Origin of the sequence: Georgfuchsia toluolica (assembly GCF_907163265.1) — a bacterium.
Taxonomy (GTDB): Bacteria; Pseudomonadota; Gammaproteobacteria; order Burkholderiales; family Rhodocyclaceae; genus Georgfuchsia; species Georgfuchsia toluolica.
The window spans coordinates 714,903-735,813 of sequence record NZ_CAJQUM010000001.1; the positions used below are offsets into that span (position 1 = coordinate 714,903).

The window sequence follows — 20,911 nt, forward strand, 5'->3', positions numbered from 1 at the left end:
AACCTCTTCGATCCATCACCAGTCCTCTCGAACTGCCATCACCGCGTCGTGCCGCATCGCCTGACCTCCAGCCAGCACCGCCACCATGGCGGCCAGCAGCACCAGGCAAGTGGCGAAAAGCGCCAAGGGTACCCAAGGTACATGCAAATCCATGCTCCAGTGAAAGCTCTGCCGATTGACGACTTCAATCAGCACCAGGCCGATGGCGCCGCCGGCGAGCAGCCCGGCGATCACTCCGACCCCTGCCGCCAAGGCGCCTTCCTGCGCCAGCATCCAACCGATTTGGCGGCGGGTCAGACCGAGGTGGCGCAGCATGCCGAACTCGTGACGGCGCGCCGCGGCCAGCGCGGCAAAACTGGTAGCGACACCGGCCAGGCCGATGACGACCGCGATTGTCTCCAGTAGATAGGTGACGGCGAAACTCCGGTCGAAAAGTGCGAGGCTGTTGGCGCGGATTTCACCCGGTCGCGCAATATCGAGTACGCCGGGCCCGGCCATGGCTGCGAGCGCCTCGACCACCTGGTCATAGGCTGCGTCGGGCGCGAGGTAAATGGCGGCGTCATTGACCAGACTGTCGCCGGTCAGGCGCCGGTAGTCGGCCAGGTCCATCATGACGGCCCCGGTCTGCCGAGCGTAATCGCGCCAGACTCCCGCCACGTGCACATCAACCCGGCGTCCCGCGAGCGGCAGCGCCACCTGCTGTCCCGTGCGCCAGCCGTAAATATCCACCATCGCTTCGGAAATCCAGATCGCCGGTGGCGACACGGGTAACGCCGCCCCGACCAGAGGGAGGGAGCTTCCGTCGCCGGGCAGGGGGCGGGCGATCAAGGCTACGGGCGCATTGCCGCTGCCCAGACGCAGGCTATCGTAACGCGAGAAGCTGACGCGCCGGACCCGTTCGACCGCCAGGATTCTCGCTTGCACGGTCTCGTCGAGAAAGCCGCTGCTCTGGGTCCGTCCGGTGCGCACGTACAGGTCGGCGGGCAGAAGCTGGGTCAGCCATTGATCGACCGAATCCCGAAAAGACGTCACCATGATCGCCATCGCCACCGCCAAAGCGACGCTGACCAATACCCCCGATGCGGCTGCCAGCGCATGCCCGGGTGCGGCGCCCAAGCGCGCCGCAGCAAGACGCGCGGGCACCGGACCGCGTGACGGCAAGCAACGGGTGATTGCGGCAGCGAGCAGGGGCAATAACAAAATACTTCCGGCCAGGAGAAAAGCCACGGCCAGGTAACCACCCAACGGCAGTCCATTCATCGGAGGAATCGCGCACGCGGCGCTGCTTGCCGCGAGCAAGGTCAGGCCCAGCCAGGGATGCCGCCGCTTACCCGGCAGCGCCGCTTCGTCGCCGGCCTTCAAAGCTTGGGCCGGCGACACCGTTGCCGCATCCCTTGCCGGTAACCACGCCCCGGCAATACCGGCTAGTGTGCCGAGCCCCACATAAATCGCCATCACCTGCGGCTGGAATTGCAGCGACGGACGTAGCCCCGAAAAATAGCCGGCTCCCAGATCCCCGCCGAACAGGATGAGCGCAATCCAGGCCAGCCCATAGCCGAGGACGGCACCCATCACGCCGCCGGCAAACCCGATCACGGCGCCCTCTCCGACCAGCCAGGCAAAAAGGCTGCGGCGCGCCAGGCCGAGCGTGCGTAGAAAGGCGAACTCGGTGCGTCGCCGTAAAACCGAGAGAGCCTGCGCCGAAAAAACGAGAAAACCACCGGTGAGCAACGCGATAGCCGCCAGCAGGGTGAGATTGACACGGTAGGCGCGCGACAGATTGGCCGCCTGATCGAGCGCCGCCTGCGGTGTTTCGATCAGCACTCCAGCAGGCAGCAAGGCCTGCAGCTCTGAGCGCACCTGCTTCGTCGCCACCCCAGCGGCCAGCCGCAAATCAATGCGCGTAATGCGCCCAAGCTTGCCGAAGTGTGACTGCACGGCGGCGATATCCATCAGGGCGAGGCGGCGGTTCTTCGTTTCTCCCGGAATGTCGCCGGCGATCCTGAATCCGACACTGCGAACGCCAACCTGAAGGCGGATGCTGTCGCCGGTTTTCAGGCCGAGCGCACTTAGCGCGGCAGCACTGACAAAGACGTTGTCATTGGACAGCGTCGCCAGGCGGCCTGCCTTGCCGGCCGGCCGGGGCAACAGCGCCGGCGTCACCCGGGCGAGCGCAAGGATATCCACACCCAGTAGTTGCAGCGTTTCTTCCGTACCCGCCCGCTTCGCCTCCACTTCCAGCACCGGGCTCGCCGCCGCCACCGCGGGGTGGCCGGCGATCACGCCATAGAGCATCTCGTCAAAACCGCCGCGCGGTCCGACCACCTGCAAATCGGCCATGCCCGTCATTGAGCGCAGACCACGGTCGAATTCGGTCAGTGCCGCCTCATGCACCGTCTGCACCGCCATACCCAAAGCCACCCCGAGGACGACCGCGACAAACGAAAACAGTGTCGCCATACGTCGCCGCGCCAACGAGCCAAGAAACACCGGCGCGAGCCTCAGTCTTGCTCTCACGCGCGCAATCCCGTCGGCGTCAGGTGCAGGATCCGATCGGCCGTGGCCGCCGCCGTCTGTGAATGAGTTACCAGGATGCCGATCGCATTGACCTGGCGAATACGTTCGGCCAGCAAGGTCAAAACTCTCGCGGCGTTGGCTGGGTCCAGGTTGCCTGTGGGCTCGTCGGCCAGCACCAGCTTCGGGCAATGCACCAGCGCGCGGGCGATCGCCACGCGCTGCATCTCGCCTCCGGAAAGCTCGCGTGGCCAACTCACAGCCCGCTCGCCCAGGCCGACCGCATCCAGCAACTGCTGCGCTGGGACATCGGCTTCATTGCCGTCCACGCCGCGCAGCCACAGTGGCAGCGCCACATTTTGCAAAACGGTGAGATGCGGCAGGACATGGAAAGCCTGAAAGACGAAACCAAGCTTGTTGCGACGCAGGCGGGTCAGCGCATCCTCGTCGAGCCGCGCGTAATCAATGCCATCGAGCACAAGCCGGCCGGCATCGGGCCGGTCCAGTCCGGCTACGAGATTGAGCAGCGTGGATTTGCCGACACCAGACTCGCCGACGATGGCAACATACTCGCCCGGCGAGAGGCGCAGGGACACCTCCCGCAGCACCGCGCGACCGTTGAATCCGCGTGAAAGATTTTCGATTTCAAGCATTACATCTCACAGCACATAGTATATCTGCTGCAGATAAACGCACATGTCATGGATGCCGCGAGCGAAAGGCCCGTGACGCTGAACTTTAGCCGACGTTCTTGCGTCCAAATAACGAGGAAGTTTAAATTTATGTCTGCAATGTCGCTACAGGATCGAGCTGCAGGAGCACCGGTGAGGGCTTTCATCGGCGATGTCTTGGTCCTGGGCCGCACTTACAACCTAGATGAACTACATGCCGGCTACGACGAGTGGATGACCGTCGCGTATGGTGCCCCTCGGCCTGCTGGTCGAAGGGCACACCCTGGACGGCGCACTGTCCGGCAAACTCATGGCGCGTGTGAACGTATCAAGGCGGATTTGCTATACGCGAACGGTTGGTATGACGGATACGAAGAATGCAAATCCAGCAAACATTCAATGGCGCGCGATGAAAAAAGAATCAAATTGCCATTCCTTCCGAATTTGTAATTAAGCCAATATTCCATGCTTGGGTCTGAACCCAAGTCTGGATACGTCAACCGTGAGTAGAGCCGGCCATTCTGAGCCCACCGACCTGCAGCGGGTTGCGGCCACCTCCCAATGACGTGTGATCCATTGGCTTTATTCTTCGGATAGAGTTGTTCTGCTGTAGGTGCCAGAAATTCGGCTCGCTTCGTCGTAGAGCCCAGTGAGCATGCTTATAAGCTTTGCCGTTTCGATGAGCTTCTGGTCAATATTCTCGATGCCCATGGTTTGATCGGTGAGCATCCCTCGGCGGATCTGTGCGTACTTCATTAGCATAGTCGAGCTAGCCTTAGTCACGACATACGTACAGATCTTGCTGTTACTGCCTTTGATTTTAGTCACTAACCCGAGCTTGATAAGCTTACGTAGGCTGTATTGAATGTTCGTAATGCCGTCCATATTGAGTTGGCGCGCGAGAAGTGCCGCTGTCTTGGGACTGTCTTGCATGCGAATGACGTGAAGGAGCACCAACTCTGAATAGCTTAGGTCACCCAATCCACACATACCAGCCAGTTGAATGATGAAGCGCTGGAAAGCCTGCTCAAAACGTATTACGGCCCATTCAAGCTCGGTAGTCATGGCTTCGTGGCGCGTGCTACCCAGATGCCAATCTTTGTAAAATATTTGTTCCAAACTGGTACCTTTGGTTTCTATTCGTTGGTAATGCATATTAATCATTCTAGCATCGCAAATTGTGAGTATGTCCTGGCAAAGCCGAGGAGCATTGGTTTGTAGATTGGTTCATGTGCAGCTCAAAACGAGCCTAGGCGAATTCGCAATTATCATGTTTCGGTATTGGATTTCCAATACGCTGCCTCGACCCACCTTGCGTTTTCCATTGCCAATCGTAGAACAATTTTATCAAGATTATTCTCACGCGTTACACAGCACCCGTCTACACCGCTCAAGTATGGATACTACATCGCTTTAGCAGCTTCTCTTCCTGTGGTACCGATTTTTTCAGCGCCACCACACATACAGATATTGCACCGGATAATGGTACCGACATTCAATCTCGACGGGTTACCCTAATAGTACCGGTAGTCCTGGGATAGCTGCTGCTTTCTGTGGATAACCGACGCTTGTCGTCTGAGGAGCAGACATGGAAACTCGCACGCAATTTGTACAAAATTCGCACCAATCCGCAGAAGGGGCTATCTCCCAGGAATCCCGAGTCGGCGCGCATGCCAATATTCGCTGCGGCCCTCGCTCGTCGCGGCTTCGCGCTCGTATCAGAATCAGTTAAAAAACGATGGAAAGCGAGGCTGTAAAACGAGCTATTTGCTACACTTGCGCACAGTAGTGATTCAACTTTCCGGGTCAATCGACAAACCGCCGGAACACCGCAATGGGGCAATATATGGCTGGACGTGAGGCTGAAATTGAAGAACGTGTCGCCGGAATCCTTGCGGGACGACGGCGGGAACTGGGCCGGGCCATCTCGGAAGTCGAGAACGAAACCGTAGCCGGCCAGGCGCTGCTGCACGGCGTCCGCCCCTATGTCGGCCGCGCGCATGTTGTCGGCATCACGGGACCGGGCGGTGCCGGCAAGTCGACGCTGATCAATGCGCTGATCCGGGAACTGACTACCCGCGGACAGACGCTGGGCGTCATTGCCTTCGATCCGTCGAGCCCGCTTTCTGGCGGCGCCTTGTTGGGTGATCGGATTCGCATGGCAGACCACGATGCGTCGGAAAAGGTTTTCATCCGTTCGCTCGCATCTCGCGGTCATTCTGGCGGACTCTCACGCACCGCGGGTGCCGTTATCGACATCCTCGATGCCGCCGGCACAAATACCATCATTGTCGAAACCCTCGGTGCGGGCCAGGCAGAGGTGGGCATCTGCGATCTGGCGGACACCAAGGTGGTCGTCTGTCCTCCCGGCCTTGGCGACGATGTCCAGGCCATGAAGGCAGGCATTCTCGAGATGGCGGATGTACTCGTCGTGAGCAAGAGTGACCTCCCTGCCGCCAAAAGCACCGCTTGTATTCTTGAGACGATGCTTTCGATGCGGCCGCCGGGCGTCTGGAAGGTGCCCCTTGTCAGCACCATCGGCACCGTCGCTGAAGGCATCGGCATTCTCGCCGACGCAGTCGCCGCTCATGCGCGACATGTGGGTAACGGATGCCGCCACCGGGATTCGGCTGCGCAGGCGCGCCGGACTCTCGCCGACCTCGCTGCCGGCGAGTTGCGGCGCCACTTGATGACCGCCGACAGCGATGCCCTCGACAAGTTGTGCCAGGAATTTCGATCAGGACGAATCGATGGCGCCGCGGCGGCAGCGATGGCACTGCACGTCGTTGCCGGAATCTGTGCGGCATCAACGCAACTGTCTACGGACAAATCGGTGGCGGCCAACAACTAGGGGACGCTAGGCCATACCGGTCTGCGCGACCTTCGCGCAGGGCCACCAACATCTCCTCACATCGGTGGCATCTTGGGAAAGCGCGGGATCGCATCGGGGATAACCGCCCAAGGTTGCGCGCTATCGCAGAAGATGCTCATGCCGGGTGTTATCCCACTTGGATCATCCAGGGTACCGGCTTTGATAATAAGCAAGTCCGGTATGCCATTGGGCACACTCCACAGATTTGAGCCGCATTGACTGCAAAAATATCGCGTAACCGTATTGCCGCTATCCGCCTTGGTATCAAAGCAGGTTGCCTTTCCCTTTACCACGCTGAATGCTGGCTTGGGTACGAGGACGTTCGTGCTCGCTTGGGCACCGCTGGTCTTTTGGCAATCGGTGCAGTAGCAATGCGCAACGGCAAGGGGTTCTGCGTGACACTCATAACGGATAAGTCCACATGCGCAACCGCCGGTGAAAGGAATGACCATAATAACTCCTTGTATTGTATATGACTAAAATGGGCTAACGCCTATTCGAATCTTGATGGGCAAATCCGGCCCTCGTGATCGGTGCAAACATTAGGAAGCAATTGATCTGCCCAGTTAGAAAAAATGCGGCTCGCTGGCCAACGAGGAGAGCAAAGCCGCAAGGAGGAGACCTTTTGGCAACCAGCGGCACAAGTGCGGCCGCCGATTACCTTTTTTCGTAAATTCCGGTTAGCGTCCCGCCGCCTCAAGCGCACCCAGCGAAACTTCACTGGACTTGAATCCGATCGGATTGGTTTTCCATTTTGAGGTATCTACCAGGAATACCGTCGCATGATTGCGCAAGAAGTCTATGATGGCCCCTCCGGCGGTGCGAACATCCATGAAACCGTTATCCGCCTTGGCCTGGAAGGAGTGAAATTCCATGAACTTCCAGAATTCGCCCTTGTGGTTGTAAGCCTCGGCGTAGTAGATGCGCGGATACTTGACATCGGCAAACAGCACCTTCTTGCTGTACGGATGCTCGTTCGGCGGCGTGGCCTCAATGACATAAACCTCGCGCGGTTCGAAGCGATCGTTGTTCATGTTCCAGTATGGAGCTGCATTTTCCAGGACGGGATAGCGTTCTGCGTACGCCTTGCCGTTGGGATTCCACAGCTGTTGCTTGCTGTTCGCCACGGCCAGTACCCAACGTTTGCCCAGCATTTTGTAGCCGGTATACCAGGAAGGACGCGCATTGAAGATTTCCAGGTCGTCCTGCAACTGATCGGAACTGCCAACCGGATCCATCCAGGCCCCGCCAGAAAGCCGGCGAATTCGCCGCAGGGCCGGAATATAGACCCACGAGTCATTCACCTGAGCAGAGTCATACATTATGGTGAAGGTACCGACACCTTTCATGTCGGCGGGCGCCGTGAAGAACAGAATCTGCCGGCCCAACTCCTTGCCGTCGCCCTCGGTCGATTTGCTGCCGCTCAAGCGACCTTTGCTGGAGTAGCGGATGAATGAAGCCAGGGGCTCAGCGTGAATGCCTTTGTTGCCATCGATCGCCAATTGTGTCCAAACCGGCGCCGCCGCGACGTCGCCCTTCAACTGGCCGAGGTGCCAATTCCAGATCACTTTCTCCGCGACTTGCGGGTCGGCCATGCTGACATTCGGGAATGGCTCTCCGGCCTCCCATCCTTCGACCTGGCGTGTCTGCGGGTTGATCTTGGCCCGTCCGACGTTGGCTTGCGAAGCCTTGACCCATTTCGGGTCCAGAACAATTTCCCTGGAATGGTAGATTGGCAGTTTCCAGCCGGAGTTGCGGATGCGCCATTCCATCTTTTCAGTCAGCATGCTGCCGATGGTGTGGCCTTCGAACGTGTCGCTCTTGAGCTTGTCGATATTGGCGGCGGAAATCACCGTCCCTTCGGGCACCTCGGCCGACCAGGCGACTTGGCCGGTTCCCGCGATCGATAGAGCAACGCAGATGCCGAATAATTTAAGTTTCGCAGTCATTGGGTATTCTCCTTGTCTCAGAATTGGTAGGTGAGTCTTGCGTAAAGCTGGTTGTTGTTGGCAAAGTAGCCGAACAACGCAGTTTCAGATTGCTGATCGCTGAGAGTTTTGATATTGCGATGCCAGAAATAATCGTACTCAAGCTTCAGGCGCCAGTTCTTGCCATGCTGGAGCTCCACGCCGGGCACGATGAACCCCCCTCCGTAGGCCAAGTCGGCACCCGCCACCAGTGACGGGGTAACCACGCCATTCATATAGCTGGTATTGAGAATCATCGTCAGCAGCGGCGAATGCTCCTTCATGTGCTGACCAAACGAGGTGAAATTGACAATGTTGTCGCTCTCATTGAAGTCCTGGATCCAGGTGTCGAACAACTGCAGCGAGAAGAAGGCCGGCTTCTCCGTTCCGAGCAGTGTCTGCGTTATCGGCAGATTCTTGTCCATGCGCAACATCGACCGTATGACATCCTTGCCCATGATGCCGGCGAAACCGGCACCACCAAATACCTGTTGCCACACATTTGTCGGATCGTTTCCGAAGTTGAACGCGTAATCACGGATGTAGGCAGCTTCGGCGCTGAATACCGCGTCCGCCGCAGCCGAGTAACCGGAAAGCGAGAGGCCGAACAGCTCAATCTTCGGATAGATGATCTCGCCGATGATACCTGCCGGGGTGGTGCCGTTAAACGGCGTGGCGCCAGACGGCACGAAAGGCACTCCAGGAGGAAGCGCGCCAACAGCCGTCAGAAACGGCGCCGCGTTGTCGGTCATGTTGAATACCGGGGCCTGATTGAATGTTTTCAGGTAAGAGACCGAGTAGTTGATCTCATTCGCGATGCCGCTCCAGCGCAAACCCCAGGTGTCTTCGCGCTCGTCGGCACCATTCTGTCTGTAGTTGTATGGCAACGTGGCCCTGAAGTCGATGCCTTTGTATGGATTCACCGCCCAGCGACCGCCGATAAAGTCGAGGGTGTTGCCGATCGAATCGAGCCGATTCATCGAACCGGGGCGGAACAAGGCCTGGAGCTTGCCGTCGATTTCGGGAAACATCAGAGTGACGTTGGCCATTACCGAGGGTTTGCGCAGGTCTTCGGGCGCTTCGAGGAAGCTGCGCCACGTGAAGTCGTAGCCCTGTACTATGTCCATGGCCTGGAAGAAATCCGACTCGCCCCACACCACCTGCTGCTTGCCGAGGCGAAGCAGCAGATTGTCGATGGGCTTGATGTCGGCATACAACTCGCGTAGCTCGCCACCGCTGTAGTAGCGCGACAGGTTATTGTGACCGGTGATGTCGGCACCGTTTACCCCAATTGCGGGATTCCTGAGATCTTGCAAATTTTCCAGGTAGTTGATACCAACGTCACTAACAAAGCGTACTTTCGTTACGAAGGACAGATTTTCGTTGACCGTGGTGTCGGCGTTAAGCTTCAGCGTGTAGCGCTCCATCGACAACTTGTGCTTGGTATCCGGCGTGTTGACATAATTGTCTTTTAACGTGTTTTGCACGTTCCACGAAAACGCTGCGCTCGCATCGCCATAGAAATTGGTATCGGCTGCTTGCGCGATCCCTGAACAAAATGGGGTCGCCGCCACGATTACACATGACATGCAGCTGATGGTGCGCCGCAGTCCTCTCTTGGGTTTATTCATGACACCTCCTGAAAAGTTAGTTGTACTGTTTGCCCTAAAAACCTGGAACTGCTGCAAAAGTCACTTACTTCGGAATTCCTCCCTGGAGCTACTTCGCGGAATTCCTCCCTGGATCTACTTCGCTACTCCCAAATCCAGTCTTTCCAACGCGCGAGCTGCGCTCGCGTCAACACCGTTGTCCATTGCTCCATCTTTCTTGCCAAATACAAACTCCGGCTGGAATACGTAGAGAATCGAAGGCATCAGCAGCAGTGCCGAGAGTGTCGATACCGCCAGCCAGATGCTCATCAGCATTGCCATTTCCGCTTGAAAGCGCAGCGATGATACGGACCAAAGCATGACGCTGATGATGAGGACCAGAGCCGTCACGAGAACGCCGGTACCGGTGCTGTGCAATGCAATGGTGATGGCAGTGAGCGCATCCTTGCCAAGCGCCAGTTCCTCCTTGATCCGGTCAGCGATGTAAAAGGAATAATCCACGCCCAGCCCAATGCCCAGGGCGGCCACCGGCACGGTATTGATATTCATGCCGATCCCCATCCATGCCATGACGCTGAAAGTAATGGTGTTGGAGAGAATGACCGGGATCATGAAAACCATGCCCGAAACCGACGAGCGATAGGTCAATGTGCAAAGCAGCACCAGCACGACCAGCGCCAGGGCAATGGCTTCGATCTGCCCCGAAAGGATGATCTCGTTAACCGCGGCCATGACACCGATCACGCCGCCCGCGAGTTGATAAGTCCCTTCGGCCAATGGATTCTTGGCAACGAACTCCTTGATGCGGGCGACCGCGGTGCGTATGGTTTCGCCTTGGCGGTCACGGAAGAACAGCGTCACGGCGCCATTTTTATACTGGTTGTCGACGTAGCGATCAAGGTCGCCGGGTTCGGAAACGGACTCGAACAGGAACATCAGCGATCCGTTGATGGTTTCGGTGGCGCCTAACTCCTGGTAACGCGGGTTGCCTTCGTGAATGATGCGATTGATCGCCGGCACCACGTCGGCTACCGACAGCGTAGCGCCGATCTCCGGCTGTGCGCTCATGAAGCGCTGAAAGCGATTCATGTTGTCCATGACTTCCGCCTTTTTCAGCAGCCCGAGATTTTCGCCGCTGACCACGACGAACATCCGATCGACGCCCTGAAACTTGCTATTGATTGCGGCCGAATCCTGGTTGTAGGCTGAATCCGGCCACAGGATCGGTGATCCCGGATTGGCATCCCCCACTTTAAGCTTGAATGCGTAGAGCCCCGAGACGACGAAGATCAATGCCGCAGCCGCGAGTACGCCATAACGCGCCCGACTCGTGACGATTCTTGCGCATAGCCCGAGGAATGCATGCAGGATCGGTGCAACATTCAGCGGATGGGCGAATCCCTTCGGATGCCGTCCCCAGGACAACAACACAGGGGTCAGCACCACGGCGCTCACCGACAAGGTAAACACCCATACCACCGACAAGACTGTCAGCTTCTGCAACAACGGGATCGGACTCAACGCCACCACCGCCATGCAACCCGCATCGGCAATAACGCCGAGCATGCCCGGCCGAAACATGTCGGATAGCGCCCGGCAGGCTGCCGTCTCGCTACTCTCGTGCCCCGACTCGATGGCTTCCACTTCCTCGTCGAAGCGGTTCACGATCTGCACCGAATGCGATACCGCCCGCGCACTGATGAGCACCGCCACCACAATGACAAGCGGCTCAAAATGGATACCGAACAACTTGGTTACCCCCAGAGCCCAGATCGCGCTGACCAGGCCCGCAATCAGTGGCAGTAGGGTATTGCGCCAGGTCCGATTGAACAGAAACAACAGCGCCACCACCAACAGCAAGGTGGCCAGCACCAGATGCATCGTTTCCGGGAGGAAGTAGTTTACCCAACCATACAGGATGGGGTCGCCAACGATACGAATCTTCACCTTGTCGTCGCGCACCTGGTCGACGAGATGATTGATTTCTCCGAACACCGTTTTGTAGTCGACCTGACGATCGTAAAAGTCGACCGTAATCAGGGTCGCCTTGAGATCCGAGGAGACATAGCTGCCATAAACGAGCGGGTTGCGCAGAACCGCATCGCGCAAGGCGTCGATTTCCTGCTGGTCTTTGGGCAGATCCGGCCACATCAGCGGCTTCGTCTCAATTCCGTCCGTGGACGACTTGATCTCCTTCAGTTTTTTGGATGCCAGGGAAATGATCTGGAACGGGTTGACCGCCGATACCGTGCGCAGCCCGAGGGTCAGCGTACGCACCTTTTCCAGCACCGCCGGCTGGAATATGTCGCCATCCTCGACTTCCACCATGATGGTGACGATATTCGATCCGCCAAACGTATCCTTGAAGCGCTCATGTACTTTCACGTACGGATGCGACGACGGAAGCATGTCGGCAAAGACGGTCTTCACTTCGATATTCACCGCGAAGTAGGTGAGCACCGCAGTGGCAATCGCCAATAAGGAAACTATCCATATCCGCCGCCGAATACAGAATGCCGCAAATTTTTTGACCCAGCCTGACTCAATCATGCATTATCCCTTGCTCTTGAATGCGCGCCAGACGCGCTTATCCCATGCCCCCACACTGGCGCCGGCCATGTAGGTCTGGCCATTCGCTACGATTAGCCGGGTGTGCCAGGCCAGGTTGCGCGCGTCGATGCGCCCCGCCTCCCAGACCTCCGCATTCTTGTCGCCCTGTACCCAGACACCCTGGTTGCCAATTGCCAGCCAGATTTGCTGCGCCTCGTCCCATGCGATATCGAATAGATGCTCGCCCGCTTCTTCAGGGACACGCAGCTTCCCAGAGCCTGCCGCTGAATTGGCGACGTCTCCAGGCGACAGGGTGGCAGGGACCCGTTTCGCCCGGGGCAGCAGTTCCCACGTATTGCCGCCGTTGTGCGTTGCCAGCAGCGATCCTTCCAAACCCACCGCCACACCGTTGGCGGCATCGCGAAACGCTACCGCCATCAGACTGACCTTGACTGGACTCGCCACAGGCTGCCAGGTCTTGCCGCCGTCCGTGGTTTTCATGATCCGCCCGGCTTCGCCCATCAGCCAGCCGTTGTTGGCATCGAGGAACAGCACATCATTCCAGGCAGCGTCCTCCTCATCGCGACGACGCTCCCAGGTCTTTCCATAATCAGTGGTTTCCAGGAGGGCGCCCATTTCACCCACGGCCCAGGCCCGGCCCTCGGGCAGGGCTTTTACCCGCAGCAACTTGTTGGAAATCCTGGAAAGAGGAGCGCTTACCTCGGTCCAGGTGGCGCCACCATCGGCGGTAATGATGACGACGCCCTTGTTGCCGACCGCCACGGCTCGCTTGCTGTCCCAGCTCGCAATGTCCTGCAGATGCTGCCGGGTCGGCGTCGTTTGCAATACCCAGTTCAACCCGTCGTCTTCGCTGCGCACGACCTTCCCGTTGTTGCCGGCAATCCACAGCACCCCTTTGGCCGGCGATGCAATGCCGTAAAACGAGTCGGTGCGCTCGATCGATGGCGGCTGCATCGTCGTGCCCACCGGCTGCGGCTTGATAAACAATCCCACCCATAACAGCGCGGCGATGATCAACCAGGGAATGATCGATAAACCAAACTTGACGAGTTTCTCCCTGGAACTGCTTGTCCTGGGATGGGTTGCAAGGAGGGTCAGGTTCAAATCGCGTTTCATGAAATGGCTATCTTCGTTTTGCATGTTCAGGCGGGCTCGCGTCTTGCGCTTGGGTTGGGGCGGCACCTTGTGCCTCGCGCAAGCAATTCTTGTCGATCTTGCCGACGCAAGTCTTGGGTAGTTCGTTTAACAGGGTGATTGCCATCGGCCACTTGTATTTGGCGAGATTGGTGTGGCAATGCGTCGCCAATTGTTCTTCTGTCACACCGCTATTCTGATGCGGTACCACAAAGGCCTTGACTACCTCGCCGCGGTAGGCGTCGGGTACCGCCACTACGGCAGCCTCGCGCACCGATGGATGCTGATATAGCACTTCCTCGATTTCCCGAGGGAACACATTGAATCCGGATACCTTGGCCATCTCTTTCTTGCGATCCCGGATATAAAGATAGCCATCAGCATCGAACTCACCAATATCTCCCGTATATACCCAGCCGTCGCGCAAGGTCTCAGCAGTTTCCATGGGCAAGTTGCGGTAGCCCGACATCAGTTGCGGTCCGCGCACGCGGATCTCGCCTTTTTCACCAAGGCCCAGCACGCGCGTGCCTTGTTCGAGATCGACGATCTCGATTATGGTATCGGGCAGAGGCAGACCGACCGAGCCGTATTTTCGCTCTCCATGCAGCGGATTGAAGCTCAATACCGGCCCCGTTTCCGACTGGCCGTAGCCTTCCAACACCGGCGCGTTCGTTGCATCCTGCCAGCGTCGCAGCAACTCTTCCGGCAGGGCAGCCGAGCCCGAGTACGAAAGGTAGAGGCTGGAAAAATCCGCCTGAGCGAAGCCGGGATGCGCCAACAATCCGACGAACAGGGTAGGACTGCCCGCAAAGATAGTGATGCGCTCGCGTCGTACGATATCGAATACCGCTGTCACCGCATAACGCGGCAGGATCACCAGGGTTCCGCGCGCATAGGCCATGTTATGCAAACACATGGCGGCAGCATAAATATGAGACATCGGCATGACGCACAGCAACCGTTCCTGATCTTTCCGCGTGGGCAGTATTGCCTCGCGCTGGCTAATATTGAAGGCCACCGCACGATGAGTGAGGTTGACTCCCTTGGCGCGACCGGTGGTACCCCCGGTGTATTGCAATGTCGCGAGATCGTCGGCACTGGGCAGTGGTAGCGGCAGTCTGAGGTCTTCCTCAGCACGCCACTGTGTGAAGCGACGAGCACCGGCGCCGACACGAATGCGCGAGGGGATGCCTAGTTCGTCGGCCAGCGCTTCGACGACAGCGCGTTTGTCGTCGGCGTAGATGACCACTTGAAGATCGGCGTCCTGGAAGATATGCCGCAATTCCCGCTCGGTGTACGCCGGGTTGATGGGGACAGCTTGCGCCCGTGCCGCATGGATCGCGAACATGGCAATGCAGATGTCCATGGAGTTGCCCAAGACAATGCCAATGCGTCCGCCGATTGCGCCGAGTCCGATCAACTCGTGGGCAAAACCGGCCACGCAGCGCAAGTATTCGCGGTAGTTCAACCTTTCGGTCTCGCATACCAGCGCCTCGCGCTCCGGAGCCTGCAATGCAGCTTCATCAAGCATGTGCACCACGGTCGGGTACACATGTGGCAATTTACTCATGCCGTCTTTCTCCCGTCGCCGTGAGAATACTCCACCGGTCATATCTGGCAAGCCGCTCTATAGGCAGCATGGACGGCGTCATAAACCTTGCCCGTGCGCACACGGTCACCTATCTCGAATACCATCATGCCGCTCTTGGCCCGCAACTGGTCGGCCAACTCATCCTTGACCGGCACATAGCCGAGGGCGGTGATGACGGAATCCGCCTCGAAATATGACGTCTTGCCGTGCTTGTCCGTCGCCGTGACGCGGCCTTTTTTGACCTCCGTCACCTGCAGGCCAGTAACCACCTTCACGGCAGATCTGGCCAGCATCTCGCTGTAGGAAATCTTGTCGGTAATGGTGCAATCCCGCGCCATGAGTTCTCGACGATGGAGGAGGGTGACATGGTGGCCCGCCTGCTCCAGGTACAACGCCACTTCGACCGCGGTCTCGCCGCCGCCGAGAACCACAACCTGCTTACCCGCCTTGGCCTGGCCGTTGAAGATGTTGATGGCATCGAGGACCTCCGGCCCATTCAAACCGGGAATGGCCGGCATTGCGGACTTTCCACCGGTCGCGACAACCACGGCATCGAACTGGCCGGTTTTGATGTCGTCGGCCTTAGCCTCTTTGCTTACGATCTCGACGCCGAGTTTCTTCATTTGCGTGGCCAGATACTCGCTGTAGAAGCCCAGATCGGACTTGAAATCCGCCACCGAGCCTTCAAAGAGCACGCCGCCCAGACTGCGCTTTTCGAACAGCGTCACGCTGTGTCCGCGCAGCGTGGCTACCCGCGCCGCTTCCATGCCTGCCGGACCGCCGCCCACCACCGCCACTTTCTTGCGCTGCAAGGCCGGCGTGATCTGCAAATCGCCTTCGCGACCGATCTCAGGATTAACTGAACAGCCCACTGCCTGGAAGTGGAAGAAGGTGCGATCCAGGCAACCGTCGTTGCAGCGTATGCACGGTCGGATATCTTCCTGGCGCCCATCGCGTGCCTTGTTGGTCCATTCCGGATCGGCCCACAGCGGCCGGCCAAGAGAAATAAAATCCCCTTTACCTTCGACGAGTATGGCTTCCGCAAATTCCGGCAGAGTGATCGAACCCGAGGCTATTACCGGAATACCGACGGCCTTGCGCACCGCCTCGGCTGCCCACACGTTGTGCATGCGCGGAATGGACATTGGGCTGACCTGGTGGATCATCTGATGATGATCGCCACCGGAAACATGAATGGCATCGAGACCGAGCTTTTCACACATCTTGGCCACTTCAATGGTCTCGTCGACGCCGAAGCCGTCGGGCTCGTAATCCGAGCCGCTCAAGCGCACGGTAAGTGGAAACTCGCGGCCGACTTTACCGCGGGCGTTCTGGATGATTTCACTGAGCAGCCGCATGCGGTTTTCCAGCGTGCCGCCGTAGCGGTCCGTGCGCTTGTTGGTATGCGGCGAGAGGAAGTTGGTGATCAGATAGCCGTGTGCGCCGTGGATTTCCACCAGGTCGAAGTCCGCCATGACCGCCCGTTTCACCGAGTCCCCGAAGGCCTCGACGATCTGCTCGATCTCCTCGATGGACAATACCTCGGGTATCGCCTTGTCACCGCTGCGCGCTTTCAGCGCCAGCCAGGGCACCGCGGAGGCGGACTTGATCGGCGGCGTGCCAAGAAATTTCTGGCGACCGCAATGCTCCAGCTGGATGCCGGCGCGAGCGCCCTGCTCCTTGATGGTCGCCGCCAGCAGCGCCAGTCCGGGAATATGTTCGTCGCTGCAGATGCCGAGCTGGCAATGCGCCGACTTGCTGGCGATGTTGTCGACAAAGGCATATTCGGCAATGATCAGGCCCGTGCCGCCGCGAGCTACTTCGCGGTAGTGACGGATCAATCGATCCGACACTGTGCCGTCCATGTTGCTCATGGCGGTGGAAGTCGGCGCCTTGACGACGCGGTTGGGCAGCGTCAGGCTGCCAATGCGGCCGGGCGCAAATAGTTTCGGATATTTCATGGACATGTCATCCTCTTAAAGTTAGGAGCGCCCATCCTGCGGGTTGCGGTGCGCACTCGTTGTTGTAAAACAGCAAATCATCCGGTCAGTGTCTCGGCATCGAGACTGTCCAGACAGGCGGCGCCGACCATGACGCGACATTCGAGCGTGCGCACCTCGGGCAGCAGGTAATCGATATAGAACTTTGCCACGGCGCGCTTGGCCCTGTGCTGCGCGCTGCCGCCGTTGGCGGCAGCAGCCATGCGCAACCACATCCAGCCACCGGCGACCACACCGACCAGGGCAAGATAGGCGGCGGCCCCGGCCTCTACATCGCGTGGCGCCTTGGATAATCCGGCGACGACGGCCCGGGTGCAGGCATCGAGCCGGTTCAGCGCATCCTCCAGCGCCCGGCCGAGCGCGGCCAGCGGCGCCTGGCCGCGGCAGCGCGTGAGATCGGCGCGGATGCGGGCGGTGAACAGTTCGTAACGGCCGCCTTCGCCCAGCTTGCGCGTGACCAGGTCGAGCGCCTGGATGCCGTTGGCGCCCTCGTAGATGGACATCACGCGGCTGTCTCGCACGTATTGTTCGACGCCTGCATCGGCGACATAACCATGGCCGCCCAGCACTTGCACGGCGAGATTGGCCACTTCAAAGCCAGCCTCGGAACCGCAGGCCTTGCACACCGGCAGCAGCCATTCGGCCAGGGCCAGGGCGCCGGCGCGGTCATCGACGGCGCCAGCCTGGGCGATATCGAGCTGGTAAGCCGTCTCCAGCACCAGGGCGCGCATCGCCTCGGTACGCGCGCGCATGATGTACAGCATGCGCCGCACGTCAGCGTGTTCGACGATCAGCGTCGGGCGGGCGGTGGGCGGGCCGCCCTGCGGCCGCTCGGCGGCGTAGCGCAGCGCCTTGACGCTGGCCGCGCCGGCCACCGCCACGCCCTGCACGGCAACTTCCAGGCGCATGGTGTTGACCATGGTGAACATCGCCTTAAGACCCGCGTTCTCGCGCCCGATCAGCACGCCTTCGGCGCCCTCGAGGTTGAGCACGCAGGTGGGTGAAGCCTTGAGTCCCATCTTGTGCTCGACCCGGCTGACGTTCACCGCATTGGCCGCACCCGGCCGGCCGTCGGCGCCGAGCAGCCGGCTCGGCACCAGGAACAAGCTCAGTCCACGCGTCCCCGCCGGCGCATCGGGCAGGCGCGCCAGCACCATGTGCACGATTTGCTCGGTGTAGTCCTGGTCGCCGTAGGTGATGAAAATCTTGCTGCCGCTGAGCGTGTAGCGGCCGTCGCCGCGCGGCTGGGCGCGGGTGCTGATGCGGCCGACGTCGGAACCGGCCTGGGCCTCAGAAATGCAGATGGTCGCCCCCCACTTGCCCGCGACCAAGTCGGGGGCGTAGGCGGCGACGATGTCCCTGGGCGCGTGCGCCAGGAGCAGGCGCGTCGCCGCCCGCTCCATCAGCGGCAGCATGCCGAAGGAGACGCAGGCGCCGTTGACCATCTCCGCGCAAGCGGCCTGCAAAGTCAGGGGCAGCGCCTGGCCGCCAAACTCCAGTGGCAAGTCGAGCGCCGGCCAGCCACCTTCGACGTATTTCCAGTAGGCATCGCGGAATCCGGGCGGGGTCTTGACCCGGCCGTTCTCGAGGCGGCTGCCGATCTCGTCGCCTATGCTGTTTAACGGTCCCAGCACTTCCTCATTGAAGCGTGCCGACTCGTTGAGCACGGCGCCGGCCAGTTTGACGTCGGCATGCTCATAGGCAGGCAGGCTGAACAGACGTTGATAATCGAGCACCTCATTGAGGACAAAATTCAGGTCGTCCAGCGGCGCCATGTAATGTTCGCTCATAGACTCTTCCGCAGTTCGCGCTTCAGGATTTTTCCGCTCGGGTTCTTCGGCAGCTCGGCGACGAATTTCACCAGTTTCGGCTTCTTGTAGCTGGCCAGCTGCGCCTTGCAATGCTCGATGACCTGCTCTTCGCTGAGCGACGCGCCTGGCCGCACCACCGCCACCACCGTCACTACCTCGCCCCACTGGTCGTCGGGCAAGCCGATCACCGCCGCCTCCAGCACCGCCGGATGGGTGTAGAGCACCGCCTCGATTTCCTTGGTGTAAATGTTCACGCCGCCGCTGATTACCATGTCCTTGACGCGATCGACCAGGAACAGGTAGCGCTCTTCGTCGAGATAGCCGAGGTCGCCGGTGTAGAACCAGCCATCACGTATAGTATTGGCTGTCTCTTCCGGCATGCCCCAGTAGCCGCTGATCACCGACTTGCTCTTCACCAGCACTTCGCCGATCTCGCCCGGGCCGAGGTCGCGGCTGTCGGCATCGACAATGCGGATCTCGGCATCGACCGCCTCGCGTCCGGCGGAGGCCAGGCGCTTCTGCTGCTTCTCGTCGCCGTCGAGAACATGGTCGGAGGCGACGAGGAAGCTCGCCTCCAGGGTCTCGGTCAGGCCGTAGCCCTGGGTGAAACTGCAGCGCAGCTTGTCCAGTGCGCGGCGCAGCACGGCCGGCGGCATGGGGCCGCCGCCGTAAAAGATCAGGCGCAGGCTGGAGAGGTCGTGCTCGCCCAGGCTGGCGCAGTTGAGCACGGAATTGATCATGGTCGGCACCAGAAGGGCGACGCTGCAGCGGCGCCGCGCCAGCGTCCGCAGCCACTGGTCGGCATCGAAGGCCTCGAGGATGACCTGGGTGCAGCCCAGCATCATGTAGGTGACGGCCATGAACACCGCACCCATGTGGTACAGCGGCGTCCCCACCAGATTGATGTCGGTGCGCACGCTGCCGTCGGCGACGAACTGGTTGAAGCCGTTGGCGGAAAGGTTCAAGTGCGACACCATCGCCCCCTTGGGCAGGCCGGTGGTGCCGCTGGTGAAGAAGATGGCGAAGGTGTCGGTCTCGGCTGCCGGTGAGCGCACCGGCGTATCGGCCGCGGCGGCGAGCATCTGCTCGTAGCGCGGCGCGTCCGCCAGCGCGGCCTCACCGATCACCCATCGCCTGAGCCCGGGCAGCAGCGGCTCCAGATCGCGCGCCTTATCGACGTAGGCGGCGGCGACGATGAGCAGCGCCGGTCTGGCGTGGCCGAGGATCTGCGCCAGTTCGTTGGCCGTCAGCCGATAGTTCACCGGCACGGCGATCAGGCCGGCGCGCGCCAGGCCAAAGTAGATCTCGATGAACTCGGGCGCGTTGGCCGAGAGCACAGCGACGAAATCACCGCGCTTCAGACCTTGCGTCAGGAGCGCGTTAGCCAGGCGGTCGACGCGCGTGTCGAGCGCCTTCCAGGACAGCTCGCGCTCGCCCATGATCAGCGCGGGCTTGGTCGGGAAGCGCAGGCCGTTGCGGCGGCAGATCTCGTCGAGCGTCATATCAATCACTCATCAAGAGCGGGGCTTCTTGTAGATGCTGGCGATGCAGGGCGCGTCGATGGGTTGGCCCTGCTCGTCGAACTGGCGGCCGAAGCTGGACTCGAACACGTCCCAGCCCCATTCGCGCGGCATGATGTCCATCCACAGCGCCGAGTGCACGCAGTAGGAGGAGATCGGCTGGTTGAAGGTCCAGTCGGCCTTGGTCTGCATCACCGCGATATTGATCGGACTGCGCTGCGAGTCCTCATTCTTGCCGTCGCGCATCAGCATGCCGCCGCTGGCGCAGAAATGCATGATGAAAGAGGTCTTCTCGTCATCCTCGACGACGGTGAAGCGGTGGCCGTGGGCGCGCAGGAACTGCGCATAGACGATCACCAGCAGTTCGGTCGAGCCGGTCTGCTTCATCTGCTCGAGCAGGGGCCGCCACAGCTGCTCACCGATGTAGCGCCAGACCTCTTCCACCGCTTTCTCGCCCAGCTTGTCGCGGATGAAGGTGCAGAACAGGCCCGACATGTCGACGTAGAGGTCATGCAGCGGCCGCCACTCGTCCCAGATCGCCTGCGCCTGCTTCTTTGCTTCCGCGCGGTCGCCGCACTCGATCGCGGCGTGGCACTTCTCCAGCGCCGTCTTCGCCAGTTCCGGCAGTTCTCTTCCCTTCATCGCCATGC

General features: G+C 59.9%; 14 protein-coding genes. 1 reads left to right on the forward strand and 13 read right to left on the reverse strand.

All coding sequences use genetic code 11. The features are described 5' to 3' along the window. Positions 1-15 precede the first annotated feature (15 nt). From K5E80_RS03395 to K5E80_RS03405, 3 genes are all read right to left on the reverse strand, one after another. On the reverse strand, positions 16-2,517 hold the full coding sequence (locus K5E80_RS03395; RefSeq protein ID WP_246590847.1) for an FtsX-like permease family protein: 2,502 nt from the start codon (positions 2,515-2,517) through the stop codon (positions 16-18). Continuing rightward, positions 2,514-3,167 (reverse strand): ABC transporter ATP-binding protein, encoded by a 654-nt coding sequence (locus K5E80_RS03400; RefSeq protein WP_220634837.1) that lies wholly within the window; start codon positions 3,165-3,167, stop codon positions 2,514-2,516. Before K5E80_RS03400 ends, K5E80_RS03395 begins: the two co-directional genes overlap by 4 nt. 600 nt (positions 3,168-3,767) lie before the next feature. Then, positions 3,768-4,349: a winged helix DNA-binding protein gene (locus tag K5E80_RS03405; RefSeq protein ID WP_220634838.1), complete on the reverse strand. Its 582-nt coding sequence runs from the start codon at positions 4,347-4,349 to the stop codon at positions 3,768-3,770. Between the two features lie 682 nt (positions 4,350-5,031). Between K5E80_RS03405 and meaB the strand changes: the two genes are divergently transcribed. Continuing rightward, positions 5,032-6,036: a methylmalonyl Co-A mutase-associated GTPase MeaB gene (meaB, locus tag K5E80_RS03410; protein WP_220634839.1), complete on the forward strand. Its 1,005-nt coding sequence runs from the start codon at positions 5,032-5,034 to the stop codon at positions 6,034-6,036. Between the two features lie 56 nt (positions 6,037-6,092). Here meaB and K5E80_RS03415 read toward each other — a convergent pair whose 3' ends face one another. The 10 genes from K5E80_RS03415 to K5E80_RS03460 form a co-directional block, all read right to left on the reverse strand. Further along, entirely contained in the window at positions 6,093-6,509 is a 417-nt protein-coding gene (locus tag K5E80_RS03415) for a GFA family protein (RefSeq protein ID WP_220634840.1), read from the reverse strand. A 228-nt stretch (positions 6,510-6,737) separates the two neighbouring features. Continuing rightward, positions 6,738-8,006 carry a DUF1329 domain-containing protein gene (locus tag K5E80_RS03420; protein ID WP_220634841.1) on the reverse strand — a complete coding sequence of 423 codons (1,269 nt, stop codon included), beginning with the start codon at positions 8,004-8,006 and terminating at the stop codon, positions 6,738-6,740. Between the two features lie 17 nt (positions 8,007-8,023). Next, on the reverse strand, positions 8,024-9,655 hold the full coding sequence (locus K5E80_RS03425; protein ID WP_220634842.1) for a DUF1302 family protein: 1,632 nt from the start codon (positions 9,653-9,655) through the stop codon (positions 8,024-8,026). A 114-nt stretch (positions 9,656-9,769) separates the two neighbouring features. Then, the gene (locus tag K5E80_RS03430) at positions 9,770-12,112 is read right to left on the reverse strand and encodes an efflux RND transporter permease subunit (RefSeq protein WP_246590848.1); all 2,343 of its coding nucleotides are present in this window, start codon (positions 12,110-12,112) and stop codon (positions 9,770-9,772) included. Between the two features lie 75 nt (positions 12,113-12,187). After that, the gene (locus K5E80_RS03435) at positions 12,188-13,321 is read right to left on the reverse strand and encodes a WD40/YVTN/BNR-like repeat-containing protein (RefSeq protein ID WP_220634844.1); all 1,134 of its coding nucleotides are present in this window, start codon (positions 13,319-13,321) and stop codon (positions 12,188-12,190) included. Between the two features lie 7 nt (positions 13,322-13,328). After that, positions 13,329-14,909: an AMP-binding protein gene (locus K5E80_RS03440; protein WP_220634845.1), complete on the reverse strand. Its 1,581-nt coding sequence runs from the start codon at positions 14,907-14,909 to the stop codon at positions 13,329-13,331. A 38-nt stretch (positions 14,910-14,947) separates the two neighbouring features. Then, complete coding sequence (locus K5E80_RS03445; RefSeq protein WP_220634846.1) at positions 14,948-16,891, reverse strand: NAD(P)/FAD-dependent oxidoreductase; 1,944 nt, start codon at positions 16,889-16,891, stop codon at positions 14,948-14,950. A gap of 77 nt (positions 16,892-16,968) precedes the next feature. Beyond that, positions 16,969-18,720, reverse strand: a complete 1,752-nt coding sequence (locus tag K5E80_RS03450) for an acyl-CoA dehydrogenase (protein WP_220634847.1) — start codon at positions 18,718-18,720, stop codon at positions 16,969-16,971. Then, positions 18,717-20,243: a class I adenylate-forming enzyme family protein gene (locus K5E80_RS03455; RefSeq protein ID WP_220634848.1), complete on the reverse strand. Its 1,527-nt coding sequence runs from the start codon at positions 20,241-20,243 to the stop codon at positions 18,717-18,719. Before K5E80_RS03455 ends, K5E80_RS03450 begins: the two co-directional genes overlap by 4 nt. A gap of 12 nt (positions 20,244-20,255) precedes the next feature. Beyond that, positions 20,256-20,903 carry a hypothetical protein gene (locus K5E80_RS03460; RefSeq protein ID WP_220634849.1) on the reverse strand — a complete coding sequence of 216 codons (648 nt, stop codon included), beginning with the start codon at positions 20,901-20,903 and terminating at the stop codon, positions 20,256-20,258. Positions 20,904-20,911: the final 8 nt, after the last annotated feature.

What these genes read in the sequence shown, in the direction of transcription:
- K5E80_RS03400 (WP_220634837.1), bottom strand. Translation starts at nt 3,167, where the DNA reads ATGCTTGAAATCGAAAATCTTTCACGCGGATTCAACGGTCGCGCGGTG.
- K5E80_RS03435 (WP_220634844.1), bottom strand. Translation starts at nt 13,321, where the DNA reads ATGAAACGCGATTTGAACCTGACCCTCCTTGCAACCCATCCCAGGACA.
- K5E80_RS03450 (WP_220634847.1), bottom strand. Translation starts at nt 18,720, where the DNA reads ATGAGCGAACATTACATGGCGCCGCTGGACGACCTGAATTTTGTCCTC.
- meaB (WP_220634839.1), top strand. Translation starts at nt 5,032, where the DNA reads ATGGCTGGACGTGAGGCTGAAATTGAAGAACGTGTCGCCGGAATCCTT.
- K5E80_RS03420 (WP_220634841.1), bottom strand. Translation starts at nt 8,006, where the DNA reads ATGACTGCGAAACTTAAATTATTCGGCATCTGCGTTGCTCTATCGATC.
- K5E80_RS03460 (WP_220634849.1), bottom strand. Translation starts at nt 20,903, where the DNA reads ATGAAGGGAAGAGAACTGCCGGAACTGGCGAAGACGGCGCTGGAGAAG.
- K5E80_RS03455 (WP_220634848.1), bottom strand. Translation starts at nt 20,243, where the DNA reads ATGACGCTCGACGAGATCTGCCGCCGCAACGGCCTGCGCTTCCCGACC.
- K5E80_RS03425 (WP_220634842.1), bottom strand. Translation starts at nt 9,655, where the DNA reads ATGAATAAACCCAAGAGAGGACTGCGGCGCACCATCAGCTGCATGTCA.
- K5E80_RS03440 (WP_220634845.1), bottom strand. Translation starts at nt 14,909, where the DNA reads ATGAGTAAATTGCCACATGTGTACCCGACCGTGGTGCACATGCTTGAT.
- K5E80_RS03445 (WP_220634846.1), bottom strand. Translation starts at nt 16,891, where the DNA reads ATGAAATATCCGAAACTATTTGCGCCCGGCCGCATTGGCAGCCTGACG.
- K5E80_RS03405 (WP_220634838.1), bottom strand. Translation starts at nt 4,349, where the DNA reads ATGATTAATATGCATTACCAACGAATAGAAACCAAAGGTACCAGTTTG.
- K5E80_RS03415 (WP_220634840.1), bottom strand. Translation starts at nt 6,509, where the DNA reads ATGGTCATTCCTTTCACCGGCGGTTGCGCATGTGGACTTATCCGTTAT.